We start from the raw sequence: 21,759 nt of genomic DNA on the forward strand, positions 1-21,759 counted from the left end.
CTTAATCCAGCCGCCGCTGGGTTTTCCAGGCCGTCAGGCCGATAAACACCACCGCCGAGGCGATCAAAAACAGCAGGTTAATCACCAACACGGTGCCGATGTTGCCCGCCAGGAACAGTGTTTGCAGCGTGCTGACAAAGTAGCGCGCCGGAATGATATAGGTCACCGCACGCACCACGGCGGGCATACTGTCGATCTGGAAGATAAATCCAGACAGCATAATTGAAGGTAAAAAGGCGGCGTTCAGGGCTACCATTGCCGCGTTAAACTGGTTGCGGGTGATGGTCGAGATTAACAGCCCCATGCCGAGCGTGCTGGCCAGGAACAGGCTACTGATCACGAACAGCAGCAGCAGGGAGCCACGGTAGGGCACGCCGAGTACAAATACCGAAACCACCATACACAGCACCATGGCGATCATGCCCAGGAAATAGTACGGCACCAGCTTGGACAGCAGCAGCTCGCTGCGTGTGACCTGGGTGGAAAGCAGTGCCTCCATGGTGCCACGCTCCCATTCGCGGGCGATCACCAACGAGGTCAGAATGGCACCGATCACCGTCATGATAATGGTGATGGCCCCCGGAATAATAAAGTGCTGGCTGATGGCCGCCGGGTTAAACCAGTAGCGCATCTGGACTTCAATCAGTGGCTTGTCATCACGCCCCAGATCGGTGGCGCGCTGTTGCTGCCAGATTTGCCAGATCCCCTGGGTATAGCCTTGCACAAAGTTGGCGGTATTGGGCTCGCTGCCGTCAGTAATGACCTGCAACGGAGCACGGTCGTTGGGCCTTGCCAAATGCTCGGCAAAATCGCTGGGGATCACTACCAGGCCGCGGATGCTGCCAGCCTGCATCATCTGGATCAGCTGCTGGCGGTTATCGCTGACGGTCGGTTCAATATAGGGCGAGCCGATAAAGGCATTGGCCAGATCGCGAGCCTCTTCGCTTTGCTGCTCCATCAGGATCCCCAGCCGTAGCTTGCTGGAATCCAGATTGATGCCGTAGCCAAAGATAAACAGCAGCATCAACGGAATGACGAAGGCAATCAGTCCGCTGCTGGGATCGCGCAATATCTGCCGGGTTTCTTTCAGGCACAACGCCCGCAGCCGCCGCCAGGAAAAGCCGTTGTCGCTGTTCATGCAGTCTCCTCCCGATCGTAACCCTGCACCAGTTCGATAAACGCTTCTTCCATCGAAGGGTTGGGGTTTTGCTCGCTGGCTATCTGCTGTTTGAGATCGTCTGGCGTACCGGCAGCGATAATTTTGCCGCGATACACCAGGCCGATACGATCGCAGTATTCCGCTTCATCCATAAAGTGGGTGGTGACCATCACCGTCACGCCTTTATCCACCATGCCGTTGATGTGCAGCCAGAACTCGCGCCGGGTCAGGGGATCGACGCCCGAGGTGGGCTCATCAAGAAACAGAATATCTGGCTCATGCATCAGCGCGCAGGCCAGCGCCAGCCGCTGTTTGAAACCGAGCGGCAGCGAATCCGGCGTTTGGTTGAGGATCGGGGCGAAGTTGAAGGCGCGAGACATCTCCTCGATTTTATCGCGCTGGCTCTTACCGCTTAGCCCATAAACGCCAGAGAAAAACTTCAGGTTCTGGGCCACCGTCAGGTTGCCATACAGCGAAAATTTCTGCGCCATATAGCCCAGATGCTGGCGCGCTTTGCCGGAGCTGGTTTTTAGATCCATACCGAGCACCAGCGCTTTGCCATCGCTAGGTACCAGCAGGCCACACATCATCTTGAAGGTGGTGGATTTGCCCGCGCCGTTGGGGCCAAGCAGGCCAAAAATCTCGCCGCGCTGCACCTTGAAATCCACATGATCGGTGGCCGCAAAGTCGCCGAATTTTTTGGTCAACCCCTGTGCTTCGATCACCGTTTCCGAGTTGTCGCCCGTTACCGTAGGCATGATCTCGGCCAGGGCGGATTTGCTGTTCGGGCCGCCGCCCAGCAGATCGATAAACGCATCCTCAAAACGCGGTTCGGCCTCGGTTAATTCGGCCTGTGGCAGATCCAGATCCCGCAATACCTGCTGGTGATCTTCACCCGGCTTGAGGATCAGCCGCAGATATTTCCCCTGGATCACACCGTCGCTAACCGCAGGCAGGCAGATCGCCCGCTGCAACAGCGATCGGTGGCTACCGGCTGGGGTGTCGATCAAAATGGTACGGCCAGCCATGTGCTGGGTAAGATCCTGTGGCGCGCCGCTGAACAGCAACTCACCTTCGTTCATCAGCAGCACTTCGCGGCACTGCTCAGCTTCGTCTAGATAGGAGGTACTCCACAGGATCAGCATGCCGTCGTTGGCCAGCTCATGCACCATTCGCCACAATTCACGACGTGAAATGGGATCGACGCCGACGCCGGGCTCATCCAGCAGCAGCACCTGAGGTTGACCAAGCAGCGTACAGGCCAGCCCTAGCTTTTGCTTCATCCCGCCGGAAAGCTTACCCGCCAGACGTTCGGTAAAGCGGGTCAGATCGGTAAACGTCAGCAACCGCTCAAAGGTTTGCTTACGCAGATCGCCGGTGACTCCGCGCAGATCGGCATAAAGCGTGAGATTTTCCATCACCGTCAGATCTTCATACAGCCCAAACTTTTGCGGCATGTAACCGAGAATGGCGTGCAACTGGCGATCCTGTGCGATCGGATCCAACCCGGCGACGGTCAGCTTGCCGCTGCTGGGGAGCAGCAAACCTGCCAACATGCGCAGCAGGGTAGTTTTGCCCGCGCCATCGGGGCCAACCAGCCCGGTCACCGCGCCACTGCGCAACGTGATCGTCAGGCTGGCTACCGCTGGTTTATCGAGTGATGGAAAGCGTTTTTCCAACGCCACCAGTTCAATCGTATGTGCCTGTGCCATCACGGTTCCTTACGGTTGTGTGAAATGGACGGTAACCGGCATCCCCTGACGCAAGGCATCATCGGCATCGTTGACGATGATCCGCAGGCGGTAGACCAGATCGGTACGCAAATCTGGCGTTTCTACGCTTTTGGGAGTGAACTCCGCGGTGGGGGAAACAAAGCCGATCTTGCCGTGATAAGGCTTGCCAGGGCGGCTGTCGGTCTCGATCAAGACTTCGGTACCTGGCGTAGCGCTACCCAGGCTGGCTTCATTGATGTAGGCACGAACCCATACCGGCCGCGTCAACGATAGGGTAAACACTGTGCTGCCAGCGCTGAGCATGGTGCCTGGCTCCACGGCTCGCGTCATTACCGTACCAACGGACGGTGAGAGCAGGGTGGTGTCATGCAGATCCAACTGGGCTTGCGCCAGTGCTGCCTCGGCTAGTGCCAGATTGGCTTTGGCCTGTTCGATTTCCTGTGGGCGGTTACCGGTCAGGTATTGCGACAGTTTGTCTTTCGACGCCTGCAAATTTGCCTGCGCCTGATTACGCGCGGTGCGGGCATCTTCCAGGGCGTTGGCAGAGGTGGCCTTTTTCGCCCATAGCCCCTGCTGACGTTGGAAGAAGCTGTCGGCATAACTGAAGGCCGACTGCCGTTGCGCCACTTCGGATCGTACCTGAGCAATCTCCTCGTTGCGGTAGCCTGCCTGCAATAAATCCAGTTTGGCTTTGGCGCTGGCAACGTTGGCCTGTGCCTGTAGCAACGCGTTCTGGTAAGGGGCATCGTCCAGTTTGCCCAGCAGCTGCCCCTGTTGCACGCTGTCCCCTTCGTCTACCGCCAGTGAGGCCAACCGGCCATTAACGCGGAAACCCAGGTTGACCGTGCGGATATCTACATTGCCATACAGCGTCAAAGGCTTGTCCTGCTGGCGTTGGTAAGACCAGAAACCGTAGGCCGCAGCGGCGATCAGCACGATCGCTATACCCACAATGGCAACTCTTTTCTTGTTCATAATGTTCCTTACTCGCAAGACGGAAAGTTAGACGGCGTAACGCTGGCGTAGCCCGTTAACCAGAATGTCGATATGTTCGGCCAGCACCTCGCTAATTTGCTCGGCTTCTTCTGCCGCGATCTGATGCCAGCCTGCCTGGCGTAGCAAAGTTTCCCGGCCAACGCGGAATGCCAGAACCTCACCGATCAGCGCATGGGTATGCAAGACGATTTTGGTGGAACGCTCATCGATGCCGGTGTAGCCCGCTAACAGGCGACACAGTAAGTGATGCAACGGGGCTATCACTTGCTGGTGGATCAGCGGATAAGCATCGGTTGGCGAAAGCTGTTCGCGAGACATAATCTTGCTCAGGTTGAGCGTGTGGGGCTCGGTCATCAGTTGGCTAAAGGCCAGCAACCCGCTTTTGAGATGGTAGAGATAACGCTCCGGCTGGCGTTGCTCCGCGGGCAGTTGATAGAAACGTTCGATTTCTTTGCTCAGTGGGCGGAAGCTTTGCTGGATAAAGTCGGCAATCCACTGGGCTACCGCCAGATATAACCCCTCTTTCGAGTTGAAATAATAGGTGATAGCGGCGATGTTCTGCCCGGCACGCTGGGCGATTTGCCGCGTGGTGGCACCCGAAAGGCCATATTCGCCGAACACTTCAATCGCGGCGGTGAGCAGTTGTTGGCGCGCTTGCTCACCCCGTTTGAGAGGGCTTAGTGGCGGGTTTTCTGCAGAGGACATAGGTTGACCCAAAAAGTTAATCAATCATATGATTAACTTTAGGCCGGGCGGGCTAAAATGTAAACCACAGGCCAGAACATTTTGCTTTTCCGTGAGCTTGCTCGGCGAAAAGTGCTGTGAACACGTAAAATTGCCTTTTCTTGTTCGATTTCTGCTACACTCTCGCGCTTGGTGCACTGCAGTTTGTGCCAATCCCTCGAGGTCATGCCGAGGATGTGCCGCAAAAAAGTGCGAGTACCTCCTTATGCCCCGTCTGATAATCCTCCCGGAAACTGCACCGAACATTTGTTTAGGTTAGGGGGGATCTGGAGTTTTTCTCTACTATGTCATTTGAAACCCTCGGCTTAAGTGCTGAAATTCTGCGCGCTGTTGAAGAACAGGGCTATCGCGAACCTACGCCAATTCAACGCCAGGCAATCCCGGTGGTATTGGCAGGCCGTGACCTGATGGCCAGCGCCCAGACCGGCACCGGTAAAACAGCTGGTTTTACCTTGCCGCTATTACAGCTGCTGAGCAAACACGATCACCCAATCAAAGGCCGTCGTCCGGTGCGCGCGTTGATCCTGACGCCAACCCGTGAACTGGCTGCACAAATCGGTGAAAACGTTGAGGCTTACAGCAAACACCTGCGCCTGCGTTCGCTGGTGGTGTTTGGTGGTGTGAGCATCAACCCGCAGATGATGAAGCTGCGCGGCGGCGTTGACATCCTGGTGGCAACGCCGGGTCGCCTGCTGGATCTGGAACATCAGAACGCGGTTGATCTGTCCAAAATTGAAATTCTGGTGCTGGACGAAGCCGACCGCATGCTGGATATGGGCTTTATCCATGATATCCGCCGCGTGCTGTCCAAGCTGCCTGCCAAGCGTCAGAACCTGCTGTTCTCCGCGACCTTCTCCGATGAGATCAAAGGGCTGGCCAGTAAACTGCTGACCAACCCGGCCTCGGTAGAAGTGGCTCGCCGCAACACCGCATCTGAGCAAATTGAACAGAGCGTTCACTTTGTCGATAAGAAGCGTAAGCGTGAACTGCTTTCCCAGATGATCGGCGAAGGTGACTGGAAGCAGGTGCTGGTATTTAACCGTACCAAGCACGGTGCCAACCATTTGGCTGAACAACTGAATAAAGATGGTATCACCGCTGCGGCCATCCACGGCAATAAAAGCCAGGGCGCACGTACCCGCGCACTGGCCGACTTTAAAGACGGCAAAATCCGTGTGCTGGTAGCTACCGACATCGCTGCGCGCGGCCTGGATATCGATCAGTTGCCACACGTGGTGAACTACGAACTGCCAAACGTACCGGAAGATTACGTTCACCGCATTGGCCGTACTGGCCGTGCCGAACGTACCGGTGAGGCGATCTCGTTGGTCTGCGTGGATGAACACAAACTGCTGCGTGATATTGAGCGCCTGCTCAAGCGTGAAATTCCACGCATTGCGCTGCCAGGCTATGAACCGGACCCAAGCATCAAAGCCGAACCGATCATCAATGGCCGTCAGGCTGGTGGTGGCCGTGGTGCTCCACGTGGCAACGGCGGCGGCGCTCCGCGTACCGGTAACGGTGGCGGCCAGCGTAGTGGCAATGGCGGCGGTCAGCGTGAAAATCGCGGCGGCGGCAGTGCTCGCCCGCAGGGTGACGGCAAACCACGTTCAGGTGCTCCATCGCGCCGTCCGCATAGCCGTAAACCGTCTGAGTGATCCTCGATTGATGATCTATACTGAACCGCCATTGATTGGCGGTTTTTTTTCGCCTGTTTCCGGAGGTCCAGATGAAATTGAAGTGTGCAATTCTTGATGATTACCAAGGTGTAGCGCTGACGATGGCGGATTGGTCCGTCCTTGGCGAGCAGGTCGAGGTCTTCTCCCTGTGTGAGCATATTGACGATGAAGACCAACTGGTGAGCCGCATCAACGACTGCGAGATCGTGGTGATTATGCGAGAACGTTCGCCGTTCACCGCCGCATTGCTTGCCCGTTTGCCAAAACTGCAATTGCTGATCACCTCAGGCATGCGCAACGCTTCGATCGATCTGCCAGCGGCAACCCGGCAAGGGATTACCGTTTGTGGCACCGCCAGCGGTTCTGAAGCACCGATGGAACTGACCTGGGCGCTCATCCTCGGTTTGGCCAAGCATCTGGTGGCTGAAAGCAGCGGATTGCGTGCCAACGGGCCTTGGCAGCAACATGTTGGCATCACCTTGCATGGCAAAACGTTAGGCTTACTGGGGCTGGGCAAGATCGGCGGCCAGATGGCAAAGGTGGCACAGGCGTTTGGTATGAACGTCGTGGCCTGGAGCCAAAATCTGACGGCTGAAAGGGCACAGGAATTCGGTGTGCAACTTGCCGAGTCAAAACAGGTGCTGTTGGCAGCGAGTGACTTTGTTTCGGTCCATCTGGTGTTATGCGATCGCAGCCGTGGGCTGATCGACCGCCAGGCGCTGGCGCAGATGAAAACCAGTGCATTCCTGATCAACACCTCACGCGCGGCAATTGTCGATCAACAAGCGTTGGTTGAGGCGCTGCAAACAGGGCAGATCGCCGGTGCCGGGCTGGACGTGTTTGAAGTAGAGCCACTGCCAGCCGATCACCCATTGCGCGGCTTGCCCAACGTGCTGGCTACGCCGCATGTGGGTTATGTGGCGGATGATAACTACCGCACCTATTTCCGGGAAGCGATTGCCGATATCCAGGCCTTTATTGCCGGTGAGCCGCTGCGCAAGCTAGGCTAATTTTATCGGCGGGAGGCTTGTTGGCTCCCTCTTTCGCCCGTATCATTGCGCCCTCTTTGATTGCAGGGGTAGGCATGCGCGTATTATTGGCTCCAATGGAGGGGGTACTCGACTCTCTGGTGCGGGAATTGCTCACCGAGGTGAACGATTACGATCTCTGCATCACCGAATTCCTGCGGGTGATCGATCAGCGGCTGCCGGCCAAATCCTTCTACCGGCTATGCCCGGAACTGCACCATGCCAGCAGAACGCCATCCGGCACCCAGGTGCGGGTGCAACTGCTGGGCCAGTATCCCGAATGGTTGGCGGAAAACGCCGCTCAGGCGGTTGAACTGGGTTCTTATGGTGTCGATCTGAACTGCGGTTGCCCGTCCAAACATGTCAACGGCAGCGGCGGCGGGGCCACCTTGCTCAAAGATCCCGAACTGATTTATCAGGGTGCCAAAGCGATGCGCACCGCGGTGCCTGCGCATCTGCCAGTGACGGTTAAAGTGCGCTTGGGTTGGGATTCGGATTCCCGCAGCTTTGAAATTGCCGATGCGGTGCAGCAAGCGGGGGCGACCGAAATCACCATTCATGGCCGTACCAAAGAGGACGGTTATAAAGCCGATCGCATCAACTGGCAGGCGATCGGTGAGATCCGCCAGCGTTTGACCATCCCGGTGATTGCCAACGGGGAAATCTGGGACTATCAAAGTGCGCAGGCCTGTATTCAGGCCACCGGCTGCGACGCGGTAATGCTGGGGCGTGGAGCGTTGAACATCCCCAACCTGAGCCGGGTGGTGAAATATAACGAACCGCGTATGCCTTGGCCGCAGGTGGTGCAGCTATTGCAAAAGTACGTGCATCTGGAAAAGCAGGGCGATACCGGTTTATATCACGTCGCCCGCATCAAACAGTGGCTCAGCTACCTGCGCAAAGAGTATCAGGAAGCCACGGAGCTGTTTACCGAGATCCGCACGTTAAACAACTCCAAGGATATTGCACGGGTGATTTGCCGCTAACTCCTTATTTCAATGGCGAAATAGTGTCGCAGCGCCTCCAACCGTTCTTCCTCCGAATGCAGCGTAGACTCCTTACGATGATGGTTTTGGGTCACGATCAGCTTTAACTCGCTGAGGGTGATGCGGCCATCCTCTGTGGGGCGGGAGCACACCAGCTTTTGGGTAAAATGCGACTGTGGCGAAGTGCTGTGATAGTGACACATGTCGCTAAACTCTTCCGGCTGCCGGGGTTGCAGGGTAAAGCGATAAAGCGTCTTGGCGTGGGAGGTCTGATCGCCGTTGCGGCGCTCGAGATGATACCACTCACCGTCTTGCTCAAGATGAAAGGTGCCGCTGGCCTGCGGTTGTTGTTCGGTGGTGGTGATTTTCAGCGGGGCGAGGAAAGAATCACCAAACCCTACATCGACCAGATACGGCTGATCCAGGGTCACCACCAGCGCCATATGGTCAAATGGCGGACCAAAAGAGCCGTCTCTGGCGTGGATTTCCCCGGATATAAACGTCACCTTAAAGCCGATCTGCTGCAACAGCAGGGCGAATATCCGGTTCAATTCATAGCAAAACCCACCGCGATTATGCTCGACGATTTTGCTGAACAGCCCGGCCTCGCTGAGATCGATTCCCTGATGATAGATAATGCTCAAATTCTCGAAGGGTACCGCCAGCATATGGCAGCGATGCAGCTGTTGCAGAGTTTGCAGATCGGCCTGTGGTGTGCCTGTGAAGCCGATGTGTTGCAGATAGCGTGGTATGTCCACCAGAATTCTCGCTATACGGGAAATTTTGCATAAATTAGCGGGAATTGCGGCAGTCGGGGAAGCAATATGTGCGGTGCTGAAAATCGCTGGCGTAAAGCCGCTTGTGCCAATGCAATACACTCGTCTTCCTGACAGGTCGTGGCCACCTGGCTTGCGAGCATGTGAACGCCGTCTGTAATTAACCAGAAAGACAAATGCGTATCGATTTCAGTCCGTTTAAAATTAGCGATTTAGCGAATAAACGTATGTTGTTAAAAACAGTATTGACATAGTTTGAAAAAGTCGTAGATTAGTATCCAGCAGCAGGAAATTGATAGTTAGCTGCTTAGCTAAATAACAGATTGAAAGATTACTTTTAATAAGTTGTTTAGTGATATTGCGATAAAGGCCACGAAGTTCTGTTGTATGGGGAAGTCGTCGTTGAGTAGCCAGTTCGGGCTCAAGGACAATGTTTTAAGGCCACGTAGTCAGTACCGACGATCGCAGGGTGTGTACCATAACGCGATGATGTAAGGCTATGTTTCTCAAGTGTTAATGTTGCAACTTGTTAATTTTATCCTGTAAGTTTGTTGCAATGAAAGTAAAGCCATGCGTCAATAGTTTATATCGCGAGGGGGAATGTACCAGTTTAGCTTGCTTTGCCTCGGCTAATTATTATGAGGTAGGTAAGTCAAAATTTGTAAATCAGCCAGTATAGGGGAGGATGTAGTTAGCTTTTTAATACCCAATATTATCTGTGATAAACAAGTACATTTTAAATAGTATCGAAAGTAGTACCCAGTTAGTAAGTTGATTAATGTTGAATTTTAAATATGCAGTAACCTAAAAGCCCTGGCAAATATTGTCAGGGCTTTTTCGTTTTATCCTTTTGCCAATGGGGTGATGCTTCAGCATTTTTGGAGGAACGCCACTGCCAGAAACTGTCATGCTCAAGCCTTAGCCTGAACGCCTAACTCAAAGCGATCGGGAGGCGTTATGCAAGATTTTACGGGTAAAGTGGCACTGGTGACCGGTGCTTCCACCGGGATTGGTGAGGCTATTGCTCAAGAGTTGGTCGATCGCGGTGCGAAGGTAGCGATCACCGCCAGAAATAGCGAAAGACTGGCAGCAACGGCGCAACGTATAGATCCGACAGGCAAATCGGTATTTCCGTTGGTTATGGATGCTCGCGATCCTGAATCGGTGCGCAGTGCGGTAGCGCAAACGCTAGCCCTTGGTGGGCAATTGCATCTGCTGGTCAATAATGCCGGTATCACCGGGCCGCATGATGTGCCGCTGAATGAATACCCCATCGAAGATTGGCACGCGGTGATTGAAACCGATCTCAGTGGCACCTTCTATGGGATGAAGTACGGATTACCCGCTATCGCAGCGGCAGGCGGTGGCGCGGTAGTGAATCTCTCAGCCGTCAATGGCATGGTCGGTATTGCGGGCATTGCACCTTATACCGCGGCCAAGCATGGCATTATCGGTTTGACACGGGCCGCCGCTCTGGAGTTTGCCGATCGGGGGATACGCATCAACGCCGTCGGGCCTGGCTATGTCGATACGCCATCGATGGCCAAATTACCCGCCTTGGTGCGGGAGAAAATGGCGGCCTCTCATCCAATGGGGCGAATGGCTACGCGTGAAGAGGTAGCGAAAACGGTGGTTTTTTTGCTTTCTATAGACAGCAGTTTCACCACCGGGGCCTTTTACAGCATTGATGGTGGTTATACGGCACAGTAAACCGTTGGTAGGCTAAGGCGTAAGCGAGCTTGCGTCTTGGCAAGAAATCGTCAGCAGAGCTCATTCTGACTTGCTAGGGGTGAACTATAATTTTCATCAAGTTAGATTAATTGATGAGCGATCTTGCTGCCGATGACAAAATCTCTGTTCTCCCGTTTTATGGCACTGTGGCTGCTGGCCATAGCCACTCCGATCGTTGCTGCACCGCTGCCTGCGGTGACCGTGGCGCTGATTGAACAAAGCCAACCCGAACGCGCATTGCACTATCTCGGCCGCGTCGAGGCGATACAAACCGTGGAGGTGAAGACCCGCACCGAAGGGTTTATCGCCAAGCGGCCGTTTACCGAAGGGCAGATGGTCAAGGCCGGGGATTTACTGTACGAGATCGAGCCTGCATTACACCATTCTGCCGTGGCACAGGCTCAGGCTCAGTTAGATAGCGCGACGGCCACAGCCAACCTGGCTCAGGTAAACCTGACGCGCTTGCAGCAGTTAGGCAATAACCGCGCGGTTAGCAGAGCAGATATTGATGCCGCGGCAGCCGAGCGTGATACCAGCAGGGCTGCGGTCGCCCAGGCGCGGGCACTGCTTAATACGCAGCAGTTACAACTCAGCTATACCCGAATTTATGCGCCGATTGCCGGGCGCATCGGCCACAGCCGTTTTCATGTGGGCAGCCTGGTCAACGCGGCGAGTGGCACACTGGTCAACATTATTCAGCTCGATCCGATCCGCGTGGCGATCTCCATCAATGAACGCGACTATATTACCGCCGCCTATCAGCGTCAGCATGGGGAGGGCAAGCTTGCCGAAGGGCAGTTTTCTGCCCGTCTTGAACTGGCCAACGGCAAATCCTACCCGGAGCCGGGCACTTTTGAATCAATAGATAACCAGATCGATGCCCACACTGGCACCGTCACGTTGCGCACCCGTTTTGCCAATCCTAATCATCTGCTGCTGCCCGGGGGCGTGGTGAACGTGATCCTGACCGCCGAGCAACCGCAGACGGTTACGCTGGTGCCAATTGCTGCGCTACAGCAAAACCAGCAAGGCCACTTTGTGTTGGTGGTCACGCCTGAGAATATTGTGGAAGTCCGAGCGGTGACGCTGGGTGAACAACATCAACAATATTATCAGGTGAATGCCGGGCTCAGTGCTGGCGAAAGGGTGATTATCTCCGGGGTTCAGCACGTCAGGCCCGGAATGCAGGTGAACGCCATTCTTTCCAGCGCCAACGCGCAACCATAAGGGGACGTTGATGCTGCATTTCTTTATCCGGCGGCCAAAGTTCGCCATCGTGATTGCGCTGGTGATCACCCTGGTGGGGATCGTTTCTCTCAAGGTGATCCCGGTGGAGCAGTACCCCGATATCACGCCACCGGTGGTTTCCGTCAGCGCGCTCTATCCTGGAGCCAGCGCCCGTGACGTGGCTCAGGCGGTGGCATCGCCCATCGAAGCTCAGGTCAACGGCGTCAGCAACATGCTGTACATGGAATCGACCAGCGCCAACAACGGCGGTTATCAACTGAGCATTACCTTTGCCAGCGGCACCGATCCGGATATGGCCGCCGTGGAGGTGCAAAACCGTATTTCACAGGTTAGCGCGCAGCTACCGGCAGAGGTGAATAACAACGGGGTTTCGGTGCGCAAGCGGGCCTCGAATCTGTTGTTGGGCGTTAGCGTGTTCTCTCCCAAGGGCAGCCGTGACACGCTGTTTCTGAGCAATTACACCAGTATCCAACTGCGCGATGCCTTGGCCCGCATCAGCGGTGTGGGAGATGTGCAGGTGTTTGGCGCCCGGGATTACAGCATGCGCGTCTGGCTCGATCCGCAGCGTATGGAGTCGCTGAATATCAGCGTGCAGGACATCGTGCAAGCGTTGCAGCAGCAGAACGTGCAGGCCGCCGCAGGCCAGATCGGTTCCGCGCCTTCGCCTTCCCGGCAGCAGCAAACCTTGACCATCAGCGGGCAGGGGCGTTTAACCGATCCGCAGGAATTCGCCAGAGTGATTATCCGCAGCGGAGCCAATGGCGGCACGGTGCGGGTGGGTGACGTGGCACGGGTCGAGTTGGGGGCACAAAACTACCAGGTCAATGCTTCGATGAACCAACAGGAATCGGCATTTTTGGTGGTTTACCCCACGCCGGGAGCTAACGCGCTGAATGTTGCCAATGCGGTACGCCAGGAGATGGCACGCTTGTCGCAGTCCTTCCCCAGCGATATGAGCTATGACATCAAATATGACTCTACCCGCCCGGTAACGGCAACGCTGCACGAGATTGCCATTTCGCTGGCGTTAACCCTGGCGGTGGTGTTGCTGGTGGTTTATCTGTTCTTACAGAGCCTGCGGGCCACCTTTATCGTGGCGCTCACCATTCCAGTTTCATTGCTCGGTACTTTCGCCGTGCTGTATGTTTTCGGCTACTCCGCCAACACCCTGAGCCTGTTCGCCATTATCCTGGCGCTGACTATCGTGGTAGACGACGCCATCGTGGTGGTGGAAAACGTGGAGCGTCTGCTGGCCCAAGGTCCCGCTCTTAGCCCGGCAGAAGCAACCCGCAAGGCGATTAGCCAGATTGCCGGGCCGATCGTCGCTACGACGTTAGTGCTGATGGCGGTGTTTGTGCCGATTGCGGTGCTGCCGGGCATTACCGGTGAGCTGTATCGTCAGTTTGCCGTGACCCTGTCGGCGGCGGTGATCCTGTCGAGCATCAACGCGTTGACGCTGTCCCCGGCGCTTTGTGCCACGCTGATCCGGCGGCGTGAGCTGGCGCAAACCGGCTTTTTTGGTGGTTTCAACCGGGGTATGAACCGGATGCGCTATGGCTATGTTCGCATGACCGCATTGGCTAGCAAGCGAGCTTTAACCACGGTGATTGCACTCTTTGTCGTTGGCTTGGCCACCTGGTATGGCTATAGCCGTCTGCCAACCTCTTTCCTGCCGGAGGAGGATCAGGGCTACTTCTTCGTCAACGTACAGTTGCCAGATGGAGCTTCCCTTGAACGTACCCAGGCGGTAATGGATCAGATGCATCAGCAGGTGATACAAAACCCGGCGGTGGAAGATGTGATCAAAATTACCGGTTTCAGCCTGCTGAGCGGGGGCAATTCGCCCAATGCGGGCTTCGCCATCGTGATGCTCAAACCTTGGGGCCAACGCGAACATGTTGACCGGGTGTTAGCCGATCTTCAGGGCCGGCTGGCGGCAATCCCCTCGGCGATGATTATGGTGGTTAATCCACCGGCCATCGCCGGGCTAGGCAACGCCGCCGGTTTTGATTTACGCCTGCTGGCGCTGGAGGGGCAAACGCCGCAGCAGATGGCTCAGGTGGCCCAGGGGATTATTTTTGCGGCCAACCAGCGGCCAGAGCTGAGCCGGGTATTTACCACCTTCAGCGCCGTGGTGCCGGATATCGATCTAGCGGTCGATCGTGAACGTGCTGCACTATTTCAGGTGCCGGTCAGCCGGATTTTCAATACGCTGCAAGTTTCGCTTGGCGGCCTGAACGTGGGGGATTTTTCGGTCAATAACCGTATGTTCCGGGTGCAGTTGCAAAACGATATGGATTTCCGGCAACGCACCGAACAAATTAATCGCCTGAACGTGCGCAGCGACACCGGCGCTCTGGTGAGCCTGGCTAATCTGGTACGGCTTACGCCTTCCATCGGCGCGCCTTTTATCAGCCAGTTCAACCAGTTTCCGTCGGTATCGGTGAACGGTTCTGCGGCCGAGGGGGTTAGCTCCGGGCAGGCGATGAAAACCATGGAGTCTTTATTGGCCGAGCAGCTGCCAAAGGGTTACGGCTATAGTTGGAGCGGCCTGTCCTGGCAGGAACAACAAACCGGTGACCAAGCCCTGCTGATCTATCTGGCGGCGCTGGTGTTCGCCTATCTGTTCCTGGTGGCTCAGTATGAAAGCTGGAGTATCCCGCTGGTGGTGATGCTGTCGGTGATTTTCGCGGTGGCAGGAGCGGTCGCGGGGTTACGCATGATGGGGTTCGCCAACGACGTTTACGCCCAAATCGGGCTAGTCCTGCTGATCGGCCTGGCGGCCAAGAATGCCATCCTGATCGTTGAGTTCTCCAAGGCGCGGCGTGAAGAGGGGGCCAGCATTCGCGAAGCCGCGCAGGACGGCGCCCGGCAACGTTTCCGGGCGGTGATGATGACGGCCATTTCCTTTATTCTCGGGGTGATGCCGCTGGTGTTTGCTACCGGTGCCGGGGCGATGAGCCGCCAAATTATCGGTATTACCGTGTTTGGCGGGATGTTACTGGCAACCCTGGTCGGGATCTTCTTTATTCCTGCGCTGTACCTGCATATTCAACGGCTGCGCGAATGGGTTAAATCACGGTTTGCCTAGAGTCGCTGACCAGGTCTACTCGGCGCGGGGGCCGGGTAGACCTGCAAATGGAAGCTGTTAAGCCTCGCTATGCTGTTCGTGAGCCTGTTGTTCCAGCTTCACCTGTGCGGCACGCTTGCGCAGGCCAAACCAGCCAAGTAGCAGTAACACGGCCAACACGGGGATGGTGGCAATAGTCCAGGTGCCGTTCGGGTAATCAAAGGCCATCATGATCACCACCGCTAACAGGAACAACAGCGTCAGCCACGAGGTGACCGGTGCTCCTGGCATTTTAAACGCCACCGGTTTGGCTTTCCCCGCCTTGATCGCCTTACGCAGTTGCATCTGACAAACGATAATAAATGCCCAAGAGCAGATGATGCCCAGTGAAGCGATATTCAGCACGATTTTGAACACCTGCGATGGCACCAGATAATTCAGCACCACGCCAATTACATAGATACCGCAGGTCACCAGAATACCGGCGTAAGGTACCTGCTGGCTGCTCATTTTAGCCATCAGCTTTGGTGCTGAGCCCCCCATGGAAAGTGAGCGCAGGATACGGCCTGTTGAGTACAGACCAGAGTTCAGGCTGGAAAGGGCGGCGGTCAGCACCACGATATTCATGATGGTCCCGATGTAGGGTACGCCAAGCTTGGAAAAGAAGGTGACAAACGGGCTTTGCCCAGCCTGATAGGCGTTCCAGGGTAACAGCAGAACCAGCAGTACTACCGAGCCGACATAGAACAAACCGATACGCCAGATCACGCTGTTGATCGCTTTTGGCATCATTTTTTCCGGATCTTTACACTCGCCAGCGGCGGTGCCTATCAGTTCGATACCGGCAAAGGCGAAGATCACCCCTTGTACCAATACCAAAGCAGGTAACAGACCGTGTGGGAACATGCCGCCGTTATCGGTGATCAGGTGGATCCCGGTTGTATTTCCCGCTACCGGTGTGCCGACGCCAAGGAAGATGACCCCTACGACCAGGAACAGAGAGATAGCGGCAACCTTGATCAACGCAAACCAGAACTCCATTTCGGCGAACCATTTCACGCCGATCATATTCATGGTAGCCACAATCCCAAGCGCCCCCAGGGCAAACAGCCACTGGGGAACCTCGGCGAAGGTACCCCAATAATGCATATACAGCGCTACGGCGGTGATATCGACAATGCCGGTCATCGCCCAATTAAGAAAGTACATCCATCCTGCAACGTAGGAGGCCTTTTCACCGAGAAATTCGCGTGCATAGGAAACGAAACTGCCGCTGGATGGGCGGTGTAATACCAGCTCGCCCAAGGCGCGTAGGATGAAAAAAGAAAACACGCCACATACCAGATATACCAGCGCCAGTGCCGGACCCGCCATCTGTAGACGTGCGCCGGTGCCAAGGAATAGGCCAGTGCCGATTGAGCCTCCAATGGCGATCATCTGTATCTGCCGTTTACCCATGCTTTTGTGGTAACCGGATTCGTGTGAGTCTAACCAACGTTTTCTGGCCGCCTGCTTGTCATGTGCAGTCGTTTTCTCTGAGTGCATTATTCGTCCTGTTCCTGTCTGTTTGCATCATGGGAATGAGGTCATGGCAACATTCCGCAGTTTATGGTTGATACCAGCGCCGTTAAATAACGGCGAGGCATGCCACCCGTTCTAGGGAATTGAGGCAAAAAAACTGCGGTTCAGGGGGAGAGTGTTTGACTCAGGCCGATTCGGTGGCAGGCAGGGCGGAGGTCGGTAGCCCGAATATTTTGTCGAATGCCCAGTTAAATACAAAGGTATAGCAGGGAATAATCACGATCAGCGCCATATCCAGCAGCAAGGCCTGCAGCAGAGAAATCTCCATCCACCAGGCGATCAGGGGGATCAGGTAAACCACCAGCGTCAGTTGGAAGCCCACCGCATGCAGAATGCGGCGCTTCAGCGTGCGGGTGCGTGATGCCTGGCGGATTTCCCAGAATTCGTACAAGTAGTTGTAAATCAGGTTCCAACTGACGGCGATGGTGGTGATGATCACCGCCAACGGCCCGGTGCTGCTCGGGGCGGAGCCAGAGAGTAGTGCCAAACCAAGGGCCGAAATGACCATACCGATAACTTCATAAGCGGTCACATAGACCAGTTTGCGTTTCACGCCTTGCATGCTTTTCTCCTGCTTTATTTTTCGTGCCTGATGACGTCCGGCAACCCGATGCGTAAGATAACGTCAATACTATTGATAGAAAAAGTCAGGAGCTGTCAGTTTTACTGACAGGTAAGGTGATGAATTTTTCCAGTGACAATATCGAACTGTTTTTGGCTGTGTTGGATCGCGGATCATTCTCGGCGGCAGCCAGGGCATTGCGGCGCGTGCCTTCGGCGGTCAGCATGGGGATCGCCAATATGGAGGCGGAGCTGGGTTTTCAACTATTCGACCGCTCGCACCGCGAACCGGTGCCCACCGCGCTGGCATTGGCACTGGCTCCCCACGCACGCTTGATCGCCGAACAGCTCAAGCAGCTGCAGATCCACGCCATTGAGCTTTCTCAGGGGCTGGAAAGCAGGCTGTCGATCGGTGTGGCATCGGATATCAACAGCAGCGGTCTACTGGCGGCGGTTAAAGCGTTGGCGGAGCGCTACCCGTTGTTGGATATCGAGGTGCTGACTGCCCCACAAGATGATGTTTTGCATATGCTGCATCAACAGCGGGTCAGCTTGTGCCTGGCATTCGGCGGGCTGGACGTGAACAGCCAGGAACATTTTCACTATGTGGGTAGCGAGTCGTTGGTGGCAACCATTGCGGCGCAGCATTCAGCTCTGAACGCTGGCGGTGCCGAGTTGTTTCTGGAGGAACTGGTCAACGTGCGGCAGATCATGGTGGCCAGCCGGGATTTGCCTATGGCCGATAAACGCCCACAGGTGGCGGAATCCTTCTGGCGTACTGACAGTTTGCCGATGGCGCTAAGCATGGTGGAAGCTGGACTGGGGTGGGGCAACTTTCCGCTGTCGTTAACTGCACCATTGCTTGAGCAGGGCCGGTTGATCCGCCTGAAATTTAAAAATACCAAAAACGAACTGCGTCTGCCGGTGCACCTGATTTGGTTGAAGCACCAGCCGCAACAGAAGGCGGCCAGGGAGTTGCTGGCGTTGATGATGCAGGGCAATGCTTGACCGGGGGGGAACGTGGCGCAGTTTTCTCCCGTATCCATACGTTTCTATTGCTTTTATTTTATCCAGCGCGTTAATTTGAGTAACGGAATCAGGCAAGGGAAAAGAGCATGATCAACGAAACGCTATTATCGGTACTCAGCATTACCGGGGCTATTACGCTTGGCGCCATGAGCCCAGGGCAAAGCTTTATTCTGGTAGCGCGAACGGCGGTGGCTTCGTCACGGCGCGATGGGATGGCGGTGGCATTGGGGATGGGGATCGGCTGTTTTATCTTCGCACTAATCGCCTTGTTGGGGCTGTAGTCGCTGCTACTGGCGCTGCCTTGGCTGTATACCACGCTGAAAATGCTGGGGGGGGCCTATCTGATCTATCTGGCGTTCAAAATGCTGCGCGGAGCTAATCAGCCGTTGATGATCGAAACGGTTGGCGGCCAGCAGCTAGGCTTTCGCCGGGCGTTCACCACCGGGCTGCTAACCCAACTGGGCAACCCGAACACCGCTATCGTCTTCGGCAGCGTGTTTGCTGCGTTGCTTAGCCATAAGATCCCCATGGTTCTGTATATCGTGTTGCCGTTGATTGCTCTGGCCGTCGATCTGCTGTGGTATGCCTTTGTGGCGTTTGTGCTGTCGTCACCGCGCCCGCGCCGCGTCTACCTGCGTTTCAAAGCCTGGTTCGATCGCCTGGGCGGCAGCGTGCTGGCCTTACTGGGCCTGAAGCTGATGCTCAACAAATAGTCTTATTGTGCGTGACGCCGCCGCCACCAGTAGCGAAGCAGCAGAATAGCGGCGATCACCACCACGCAGAACAGCAGGCTATACAGCTTTTTGTCACTACCGCTGACAAAACTGCTGATGGCCTGGCCACCAAAATAGCCGAGCAGTACAAATAGCGTGGCCCACAGGATAGCCCCCAGAATATTCAGCGGGATAAAGCGCGAGGGGGGCAGCTTGCTGGCACCGATCAGCACCGGGCCGATAAGCCGGAATCCGTACATAAAACGTACGCCAATCACAAATAAAATCGGGTGGCTGGCAATCAGCTTTTGGGCGCGTTCAATGCGTGCTTGTTGACTCTCTATACGGGCAAGCACCCGTCCACCAAAATGGCGCCCGGCAAAATAGAGCACCTGATCGCCCAAGGCGCCGCCAATGGCGACCACCGCAATCACCAGCGGCAGGCGCAGCAATCCGTTGTGTGCGGCAATTCCTCCCAGCAGGGTGATGGTTTCCCCTTCGAGCAGGCAGCCAATCAGCAGTGCCCAGTAGCCATATTGGGTAATGTAGTGGGCTAAATCCGTCATTGTTGTTCCTTTATTGCGATGAAATAGGATTATAACATCCTGTCCCCGCAGCGGGGGGAATTGAAACGGCCCGATGTTAATAATAGATTCTTGCATTCGCATAGTGTTTAATCCGTTATTAATAAACTCGTCTGCCAATGACATGGAGATATTATGCTCAAGGTTGCTCTCTGGTTGGTTCTATCTCTGTTTTCAGGGAGCGGGGTGATAATTTATGCTTTGCAACAGCAATATGAAGAGCAATCAGTCACCTATCGTATTTTATATCGTGAGGTGACGGTTAAATTATCCCAACTTGAGACGGTGCTTTCCTTACTGTCGGTGTCCAGCGATCCTGCCATCGTCCAGCAAAAATTCCCGCAGATTGTGGCATGGAAACGCATGCCACAGGCACAGCCAATCCCGACCTTGACGCCAACGGGAGAGGGAACTTACTGGCTGGCCCACCAACATTTTGCGCTGTTGATCGATCCTGCGCTGCTATTTGCGGACATTCCCCAGCGTCATGATTTCCGGCAGATCGGCCTGAGCTGGCACAACAAACCTTTATTTGAGCAGGGGGATCATGCTCAACCAGCGTATTGGCAATGGGACAAGGGGATCAGCAGTGCCTCTCAGCCTTTTGCATTATCCGCCCGAAACGACCCTGATTGGGCGCGTTTGCCTTGGTTGCTGTTATTGCTGCTGCCGGTTTTCTGGGCTGCTGTCGTCTATTTTATCGACCAATACCGTATTCAAAAACGCCAACGCAATATTGCCGTTTTGCGTGAACACTTCTCGCAATTGACTCGGCTTAACGCTATGGGGGAAATCACGGCCAGTATGGTTCACGAACTCAACCAACCGTTGACTGCGGTGTTAAGTTATAACCAGGCCGCCCTGCGTCTGTTAGACCAACAGCAGCAGGATAAAGCCGTGCCGTTGCTTGATGCGGCTGTGATACAAATCAAACGCATCAGCACCTTGTTGCTGCAATTTCGGCAAAAGTTGGCGCATGAGCAGGTAGTATTGCAAGAGGTCGATCTGCATAAGGTCTGGTTGCGCGTCACTATGCTGCTGGAAGATGAGATCAACAAGGGCAAGGTCAGGATCGTTAACCGGATGCCCGATGCGTTACCCACTCTACGAGCCGATCCTCTCTGGGTTGAACAAATCTTCCATAACATAGTGACCAACGCCATTCAGGCACAACAGCCCAATCAGCCGGAGCCAGGTTGGGTGGCAATCGATGCTGAATACTCGAAGCAAGGGATCCAACTGATGATTACCGATGGTGGGCCAGGGCTTTCTGAACCCGCATTACAACAGGTCTTTATTCCCTTCTTCACGACTCGCCAAGAGGGATTGGGGCTGGGCATGGCGCTGACGGAAACTCTGGTTCAGCGCCTGAACGGCACTATTACGGTGGAAAATATGGCCGGCCAGGGAGCGCGTTTTACCCTGTGGTTTCCGTTTAACACTCAGGAGGAGTGATGGAACAATTTATTTATCTGATTGATGACGATCGGGCCATCCGTAGTTCGCTAACTTCACTATTGGCAACCATGGGCTGGCAAACGCTGGCTTATGAAAATAGTCTGGATTTTCAACAGCGGATGGGGGAGCCGCAGGCGCTGTGCGGCTGTTTGCTGCTGGATATTCGCATGCCGGGTAAAAGCGGCATCACGCTACTGGAAGAGTGGCAACAACAGGGGTTGGATATCCCCGTTATCATCATGACCGGCCACGGGAATATTGATTTATGCCGGCGGGCCTTCAAAAACGGGGCTTTTGAATTCCTGACCAAGCCCATTGATGCCGATCTGCTGATCGAAACTGTCGCTGGGGCATTGGATCATCAGCGAACGTTGCAACAACAGCGGCAAGCAACCGCCGAGTTACAAGAGAGGCTCAAGACGCTCTCAGCGCGGGAACTGGAAGTCACCGGGCTGATTATGCAAGGGAAATCCAGCAAGGAAATTGCTCTGGAGCTAGAGCTTTCGCCGCGCACGGTAGAGGCCCATCGCGCCAATTTATTTGCCAAACTGGCGATTAACTCGTCGGTGAAGCTAATGAAAGTTTATGGTGAGCTGTTTTCTCCACCAAGAGTTAAGTAAAAATACCTAGGGCAGTAGGTATTCAACCGAATTGCGACACCGCTGCGCGCTGGTTATTTTAGC

At 55.2% G+C, this 21,759-nt stretch carries 17 protein-coding genes and 1 pseudogene; 10 read left to right on the plus strand and 8 right to left on the minus strand.

Features of this window, described 5'->3' with window-relative positions:
• Nucleotide 1: 1 nt before the first annotated feature.
• From ACMV5H_RS02775 to cecR, 4 genes are read right to left on the minus strand one after another with little or no spacing between them, the layout of a single operon-like run.
• Nucleotides 2–1,138 carry an ABC transporter permease gene (locus ACMV5H_RS02775; protein WP_414821415.1) on the minus strand — a complete coding sequence of 379 codons (1,137 nt, stop codon included), beginning with the start codon at nucleotides 1,136–1,138 and terminating at the stop codon, nucleotides 2–4.
• The gene (locus ACMV5H_RS02780; RefSeq protein WP_414821416.1) at nucleotides 1,135–2,871 is read right to left on the minus strand and encodes an ATP-binding cassette domain-containing protein; all 1,737 of its coding nucleotides are present in this window, start codon (nucleotides 2,869–2,871) and stop codon (nucleotides 1,135–1,137) included. The genes ACMV5H_RS02775 and ACMV5H_RS02780 overlap by 4 nt, the downstream gene beginning before the upstream one ends.
• Before the next feature lie 9 nt (nucleotides 2,872–2,880).
• Nucleotides 2,881–3,867, minus strand: coding sequence for a secretion protein HlyD (hlyD, locus tag ACMV5H_RS02785; RefSeq protein WP_021805220.1), 987 nt, complete (start codon nucleotides 3,865–3,867; stop codon nucleotides 2,881–2,883).
• Between the two features lie 27 nt (nucleotides 3,868–3,894).
• Nucleotides 3,895–4,593, minus strand: coding sequence for a transcriptional regulator CecR (gene cecR / locus ACMV5H_RS02790; protein ID WP_115159167.1), 699 nt, complete (start codon nucleotides 4,591–4,593; stop codon nucleotides 3,895–3,897).
• Between the two features lie 323 nt (nucleotides 4,594–4,916).
• Here cecR and rhlE point away from each other — a divergent pair, with 323 nt between their 5' ends.
• From rhlE to dusC, 3 genes are all read left to right on the plus strand, one after another.
• A complete protein-coding gene (gene rhlE, locus ACMV5H_RS02795) occupies nucleotides 4,917–6,290 on the plus strand; it encodes an ATP-dependent RNA helicase RhlE (protein WP_024483101.1) in 1,374 nt (457 codons plus the stop codon).
• A 71-nt stretch (nucleotides 6,291–6,361) separates the two neighbouring features.
• Nucleotides 6,362–7,321: a D-2-hydroxyacid dehydrogenase family protein gene (locus tag ACMV5H_RS02800; RefSeq protein WP_414821417.1), complete on the plus strand. Its 960-nt coding sequence runs from the start codon at nucleotides 6,362–6,364 to the stop codon at nucleotides 7,319–7,321.
• Nucleotides 7,322–7,395: 74 nt separating this feature from the next.
• Nucleotides 7,396–8,325, plus strand: coding sequence for a tRNA dihydrouridine(16) synthase DusC (gene dusC, locus ACMV5H_RS02805; protein WP_414821418.1), 930 nt, complete (start codon nucleotides 7,396–7,398; stop codon nucleotides 8,323–8,325).
• Here dusC and ACMV5H_RS02810 read toward each other — a convergent pair.
• Complete coding sequence (locus ACMV5H_RS02810; protein ID WP_414821419.1) at nucleotides 8,322–9,083, minus strand: arylamine N-acetyltransferase family protein; 762 nt, start codon at nucleotides 9,081–9,083, stop codon at nucleotides 8,322–8,324. The two genes, dusC and ACMV5H_RS02810, sit on opposite strands and share 4 nt — an antisense overlap.
• 975 nt (nucleotides 9,084–10,058) lie before the next feature.
• On the opposite strand from ACMV5H_RS02810, the gene ACMV5H_RS02815 reads away from it, so the two are divergent.
• The 3 genes from ACMV5H_RS02815 to ACMV5H_RS02825 all read left to right on the plus strand — a co-directional run bounded on the left by ACMV5H_RS02815 (nucleotide 10,059) and on the right by ACMV5H_RS02825 (nucleotide 15,171).
• Nucleotides 10,059–10,811, plus strand: coding sequence for an SDR family NAD(P)-dependent oxidoreductase (locus ACMV5H_RS02815; RefSeq protein WP_021180410.1), 753 nt, complete (start codon nucleotides 10,059–10,061; stop codon nucleotides 10,809–10,811).
• A gap of 132 nt (nucleotides 10,812–10,943) precedes the next feature.
• Nucleotides 10,944–12,059 (plus strand): efflux RND transporter periplasmic adaptor subunit, encoded by a 1,116-nt coding sequence (locus ACMV5H_RS02820; protein WP_071683288.1) that lies wholly within the window; start codon nucleotides 10,944–10,946, stop codon nucleotides 12,057–12,059.
• 10 nt (nucleotides 12,060–12,069) lie between these two features.
• On the plus strand, nucleotides 12,070–15,171 hold the full coding sequence (locus ACMV5H_RS02825; RefSeq protein WP_414821420.1) for an efflux RND transporter permease subunit: 3,102 nt from the start codon (nucleotides 12,070–12,072) through the stop codon (nucleotides 15,169–15,171).
• Between the two features lie 57 nt (nucleotides 15,172–15,228).
• Here ACMV5H_RS02825 and ansP read toward each other — a convergent pair whose 3' ends face one another.
• Entirely contained in the window at nucleotides 15,229–16,695 is a 1,467-nt protein-coding gene (gene ansP, locus ACMV5H_RS02830; protein WP_414821421.1) for an L-asparagine permease, read from the minus strand.
• Between the two features lie 160 nt (nucleotides 16,696–16,855).
• A complete protein-coding gene (locus ACMV5H_RS02835; protein ID WP_021180412.1) occupies nucleotides 16,856–17,293 on the minus strand; it encodes a PACE efflux transporter in 438 nt (145 codons plus the stop codon).
• A 119-nt stretch (nucleotides 17,294–17,412) separates the two neighbouring features.
• On the opposite strand from ACMV5H_RS02835, the gene ACMV5H_RS02840 reads away from it, so the two are divergent.
• Nucleotides 17,413–18,300 (plus strand): LysR family transcriptional regulator, encoded by an 888-nt coding sequence (locus ACMV5H_RS02840; protein ID WP_021805214.1) that lies wholly within the window; start codon nucleotides 17,413–17,415, stop codon nucleotides 18,298–18,300.
• A gap of 107 nt (nucleotides 18,301–18,407) precedes the next feature.
• Nucleotides 18,408–19,034: pseudogene (locus tag ACMV5H_RS02845) on the plus strand (LysE family translocator).
• Between the two features lie 2 nt (nucleotides 19,035–19,036).
• Here ACMV5H_RS02845 and ACMV5H_RS02850 read toward each other — a convergent pair.
• Nucleotides 19,037–19,600, minus strand: a complete 564-nt coding sequence (locus tag ACMV5H_RS02850; protein ID WP_021805212.1) for a DedA family protein — start codon at nucleotides 19,598–19,600, stop codon at nucleotides 19,037–19,039.
• 204 nt (nucleotides 19,601–19,804) lie between these two features.
• On the opposite strand from ACMV5H_RS02850, the gene ACMV5H_RS02855 reads away from it, so the two are divergent.
• Both ACMV5H_RS02855 and ACMV5H_RS02860 read left to right on the plus strand, forming a co-directional pair.
• The gene (locus ACMV5H_RS02855; RefSeq protein ID WP_258557381.1) at nucleotides 19,805–21,073 is read left to right on the plus strand and encodes a sensor histidine kinase; all 1,269 of its coding nucleotides are present in this window, start codon (nucleotides 19,805–19,807) and stop codon (nucleotides 21,071–21,073) included.
• Nucleotides 21,073–21,696, plus strand: a complete 624-nt coding sequence (locus tag ACMV5H_RS02860; protein ID WP_115159171.1) for a response regulator transcription factor — start codon at nucleotides 21,073–21,075, stop codon at nucleotides 21,694–21,696. Before ACMV5H_RS02855 ends, ACMV5H_RS02860 begins: the two co-directional genes overlap by 1 nt.
• The last annotated feature ends 63 nt before the right edge of the window (nucleotides 21,697–21,759 follow it).

It is taken from the genome of Serratia sp. N21D137, from assembly GCF_047530005.1.
Lineage (GTDB): Bacteria > Pseudomonadota > Gammaproteobacteria > Enterobacterales > Enterobacteriaceae > Chania > Chania fonticola_B.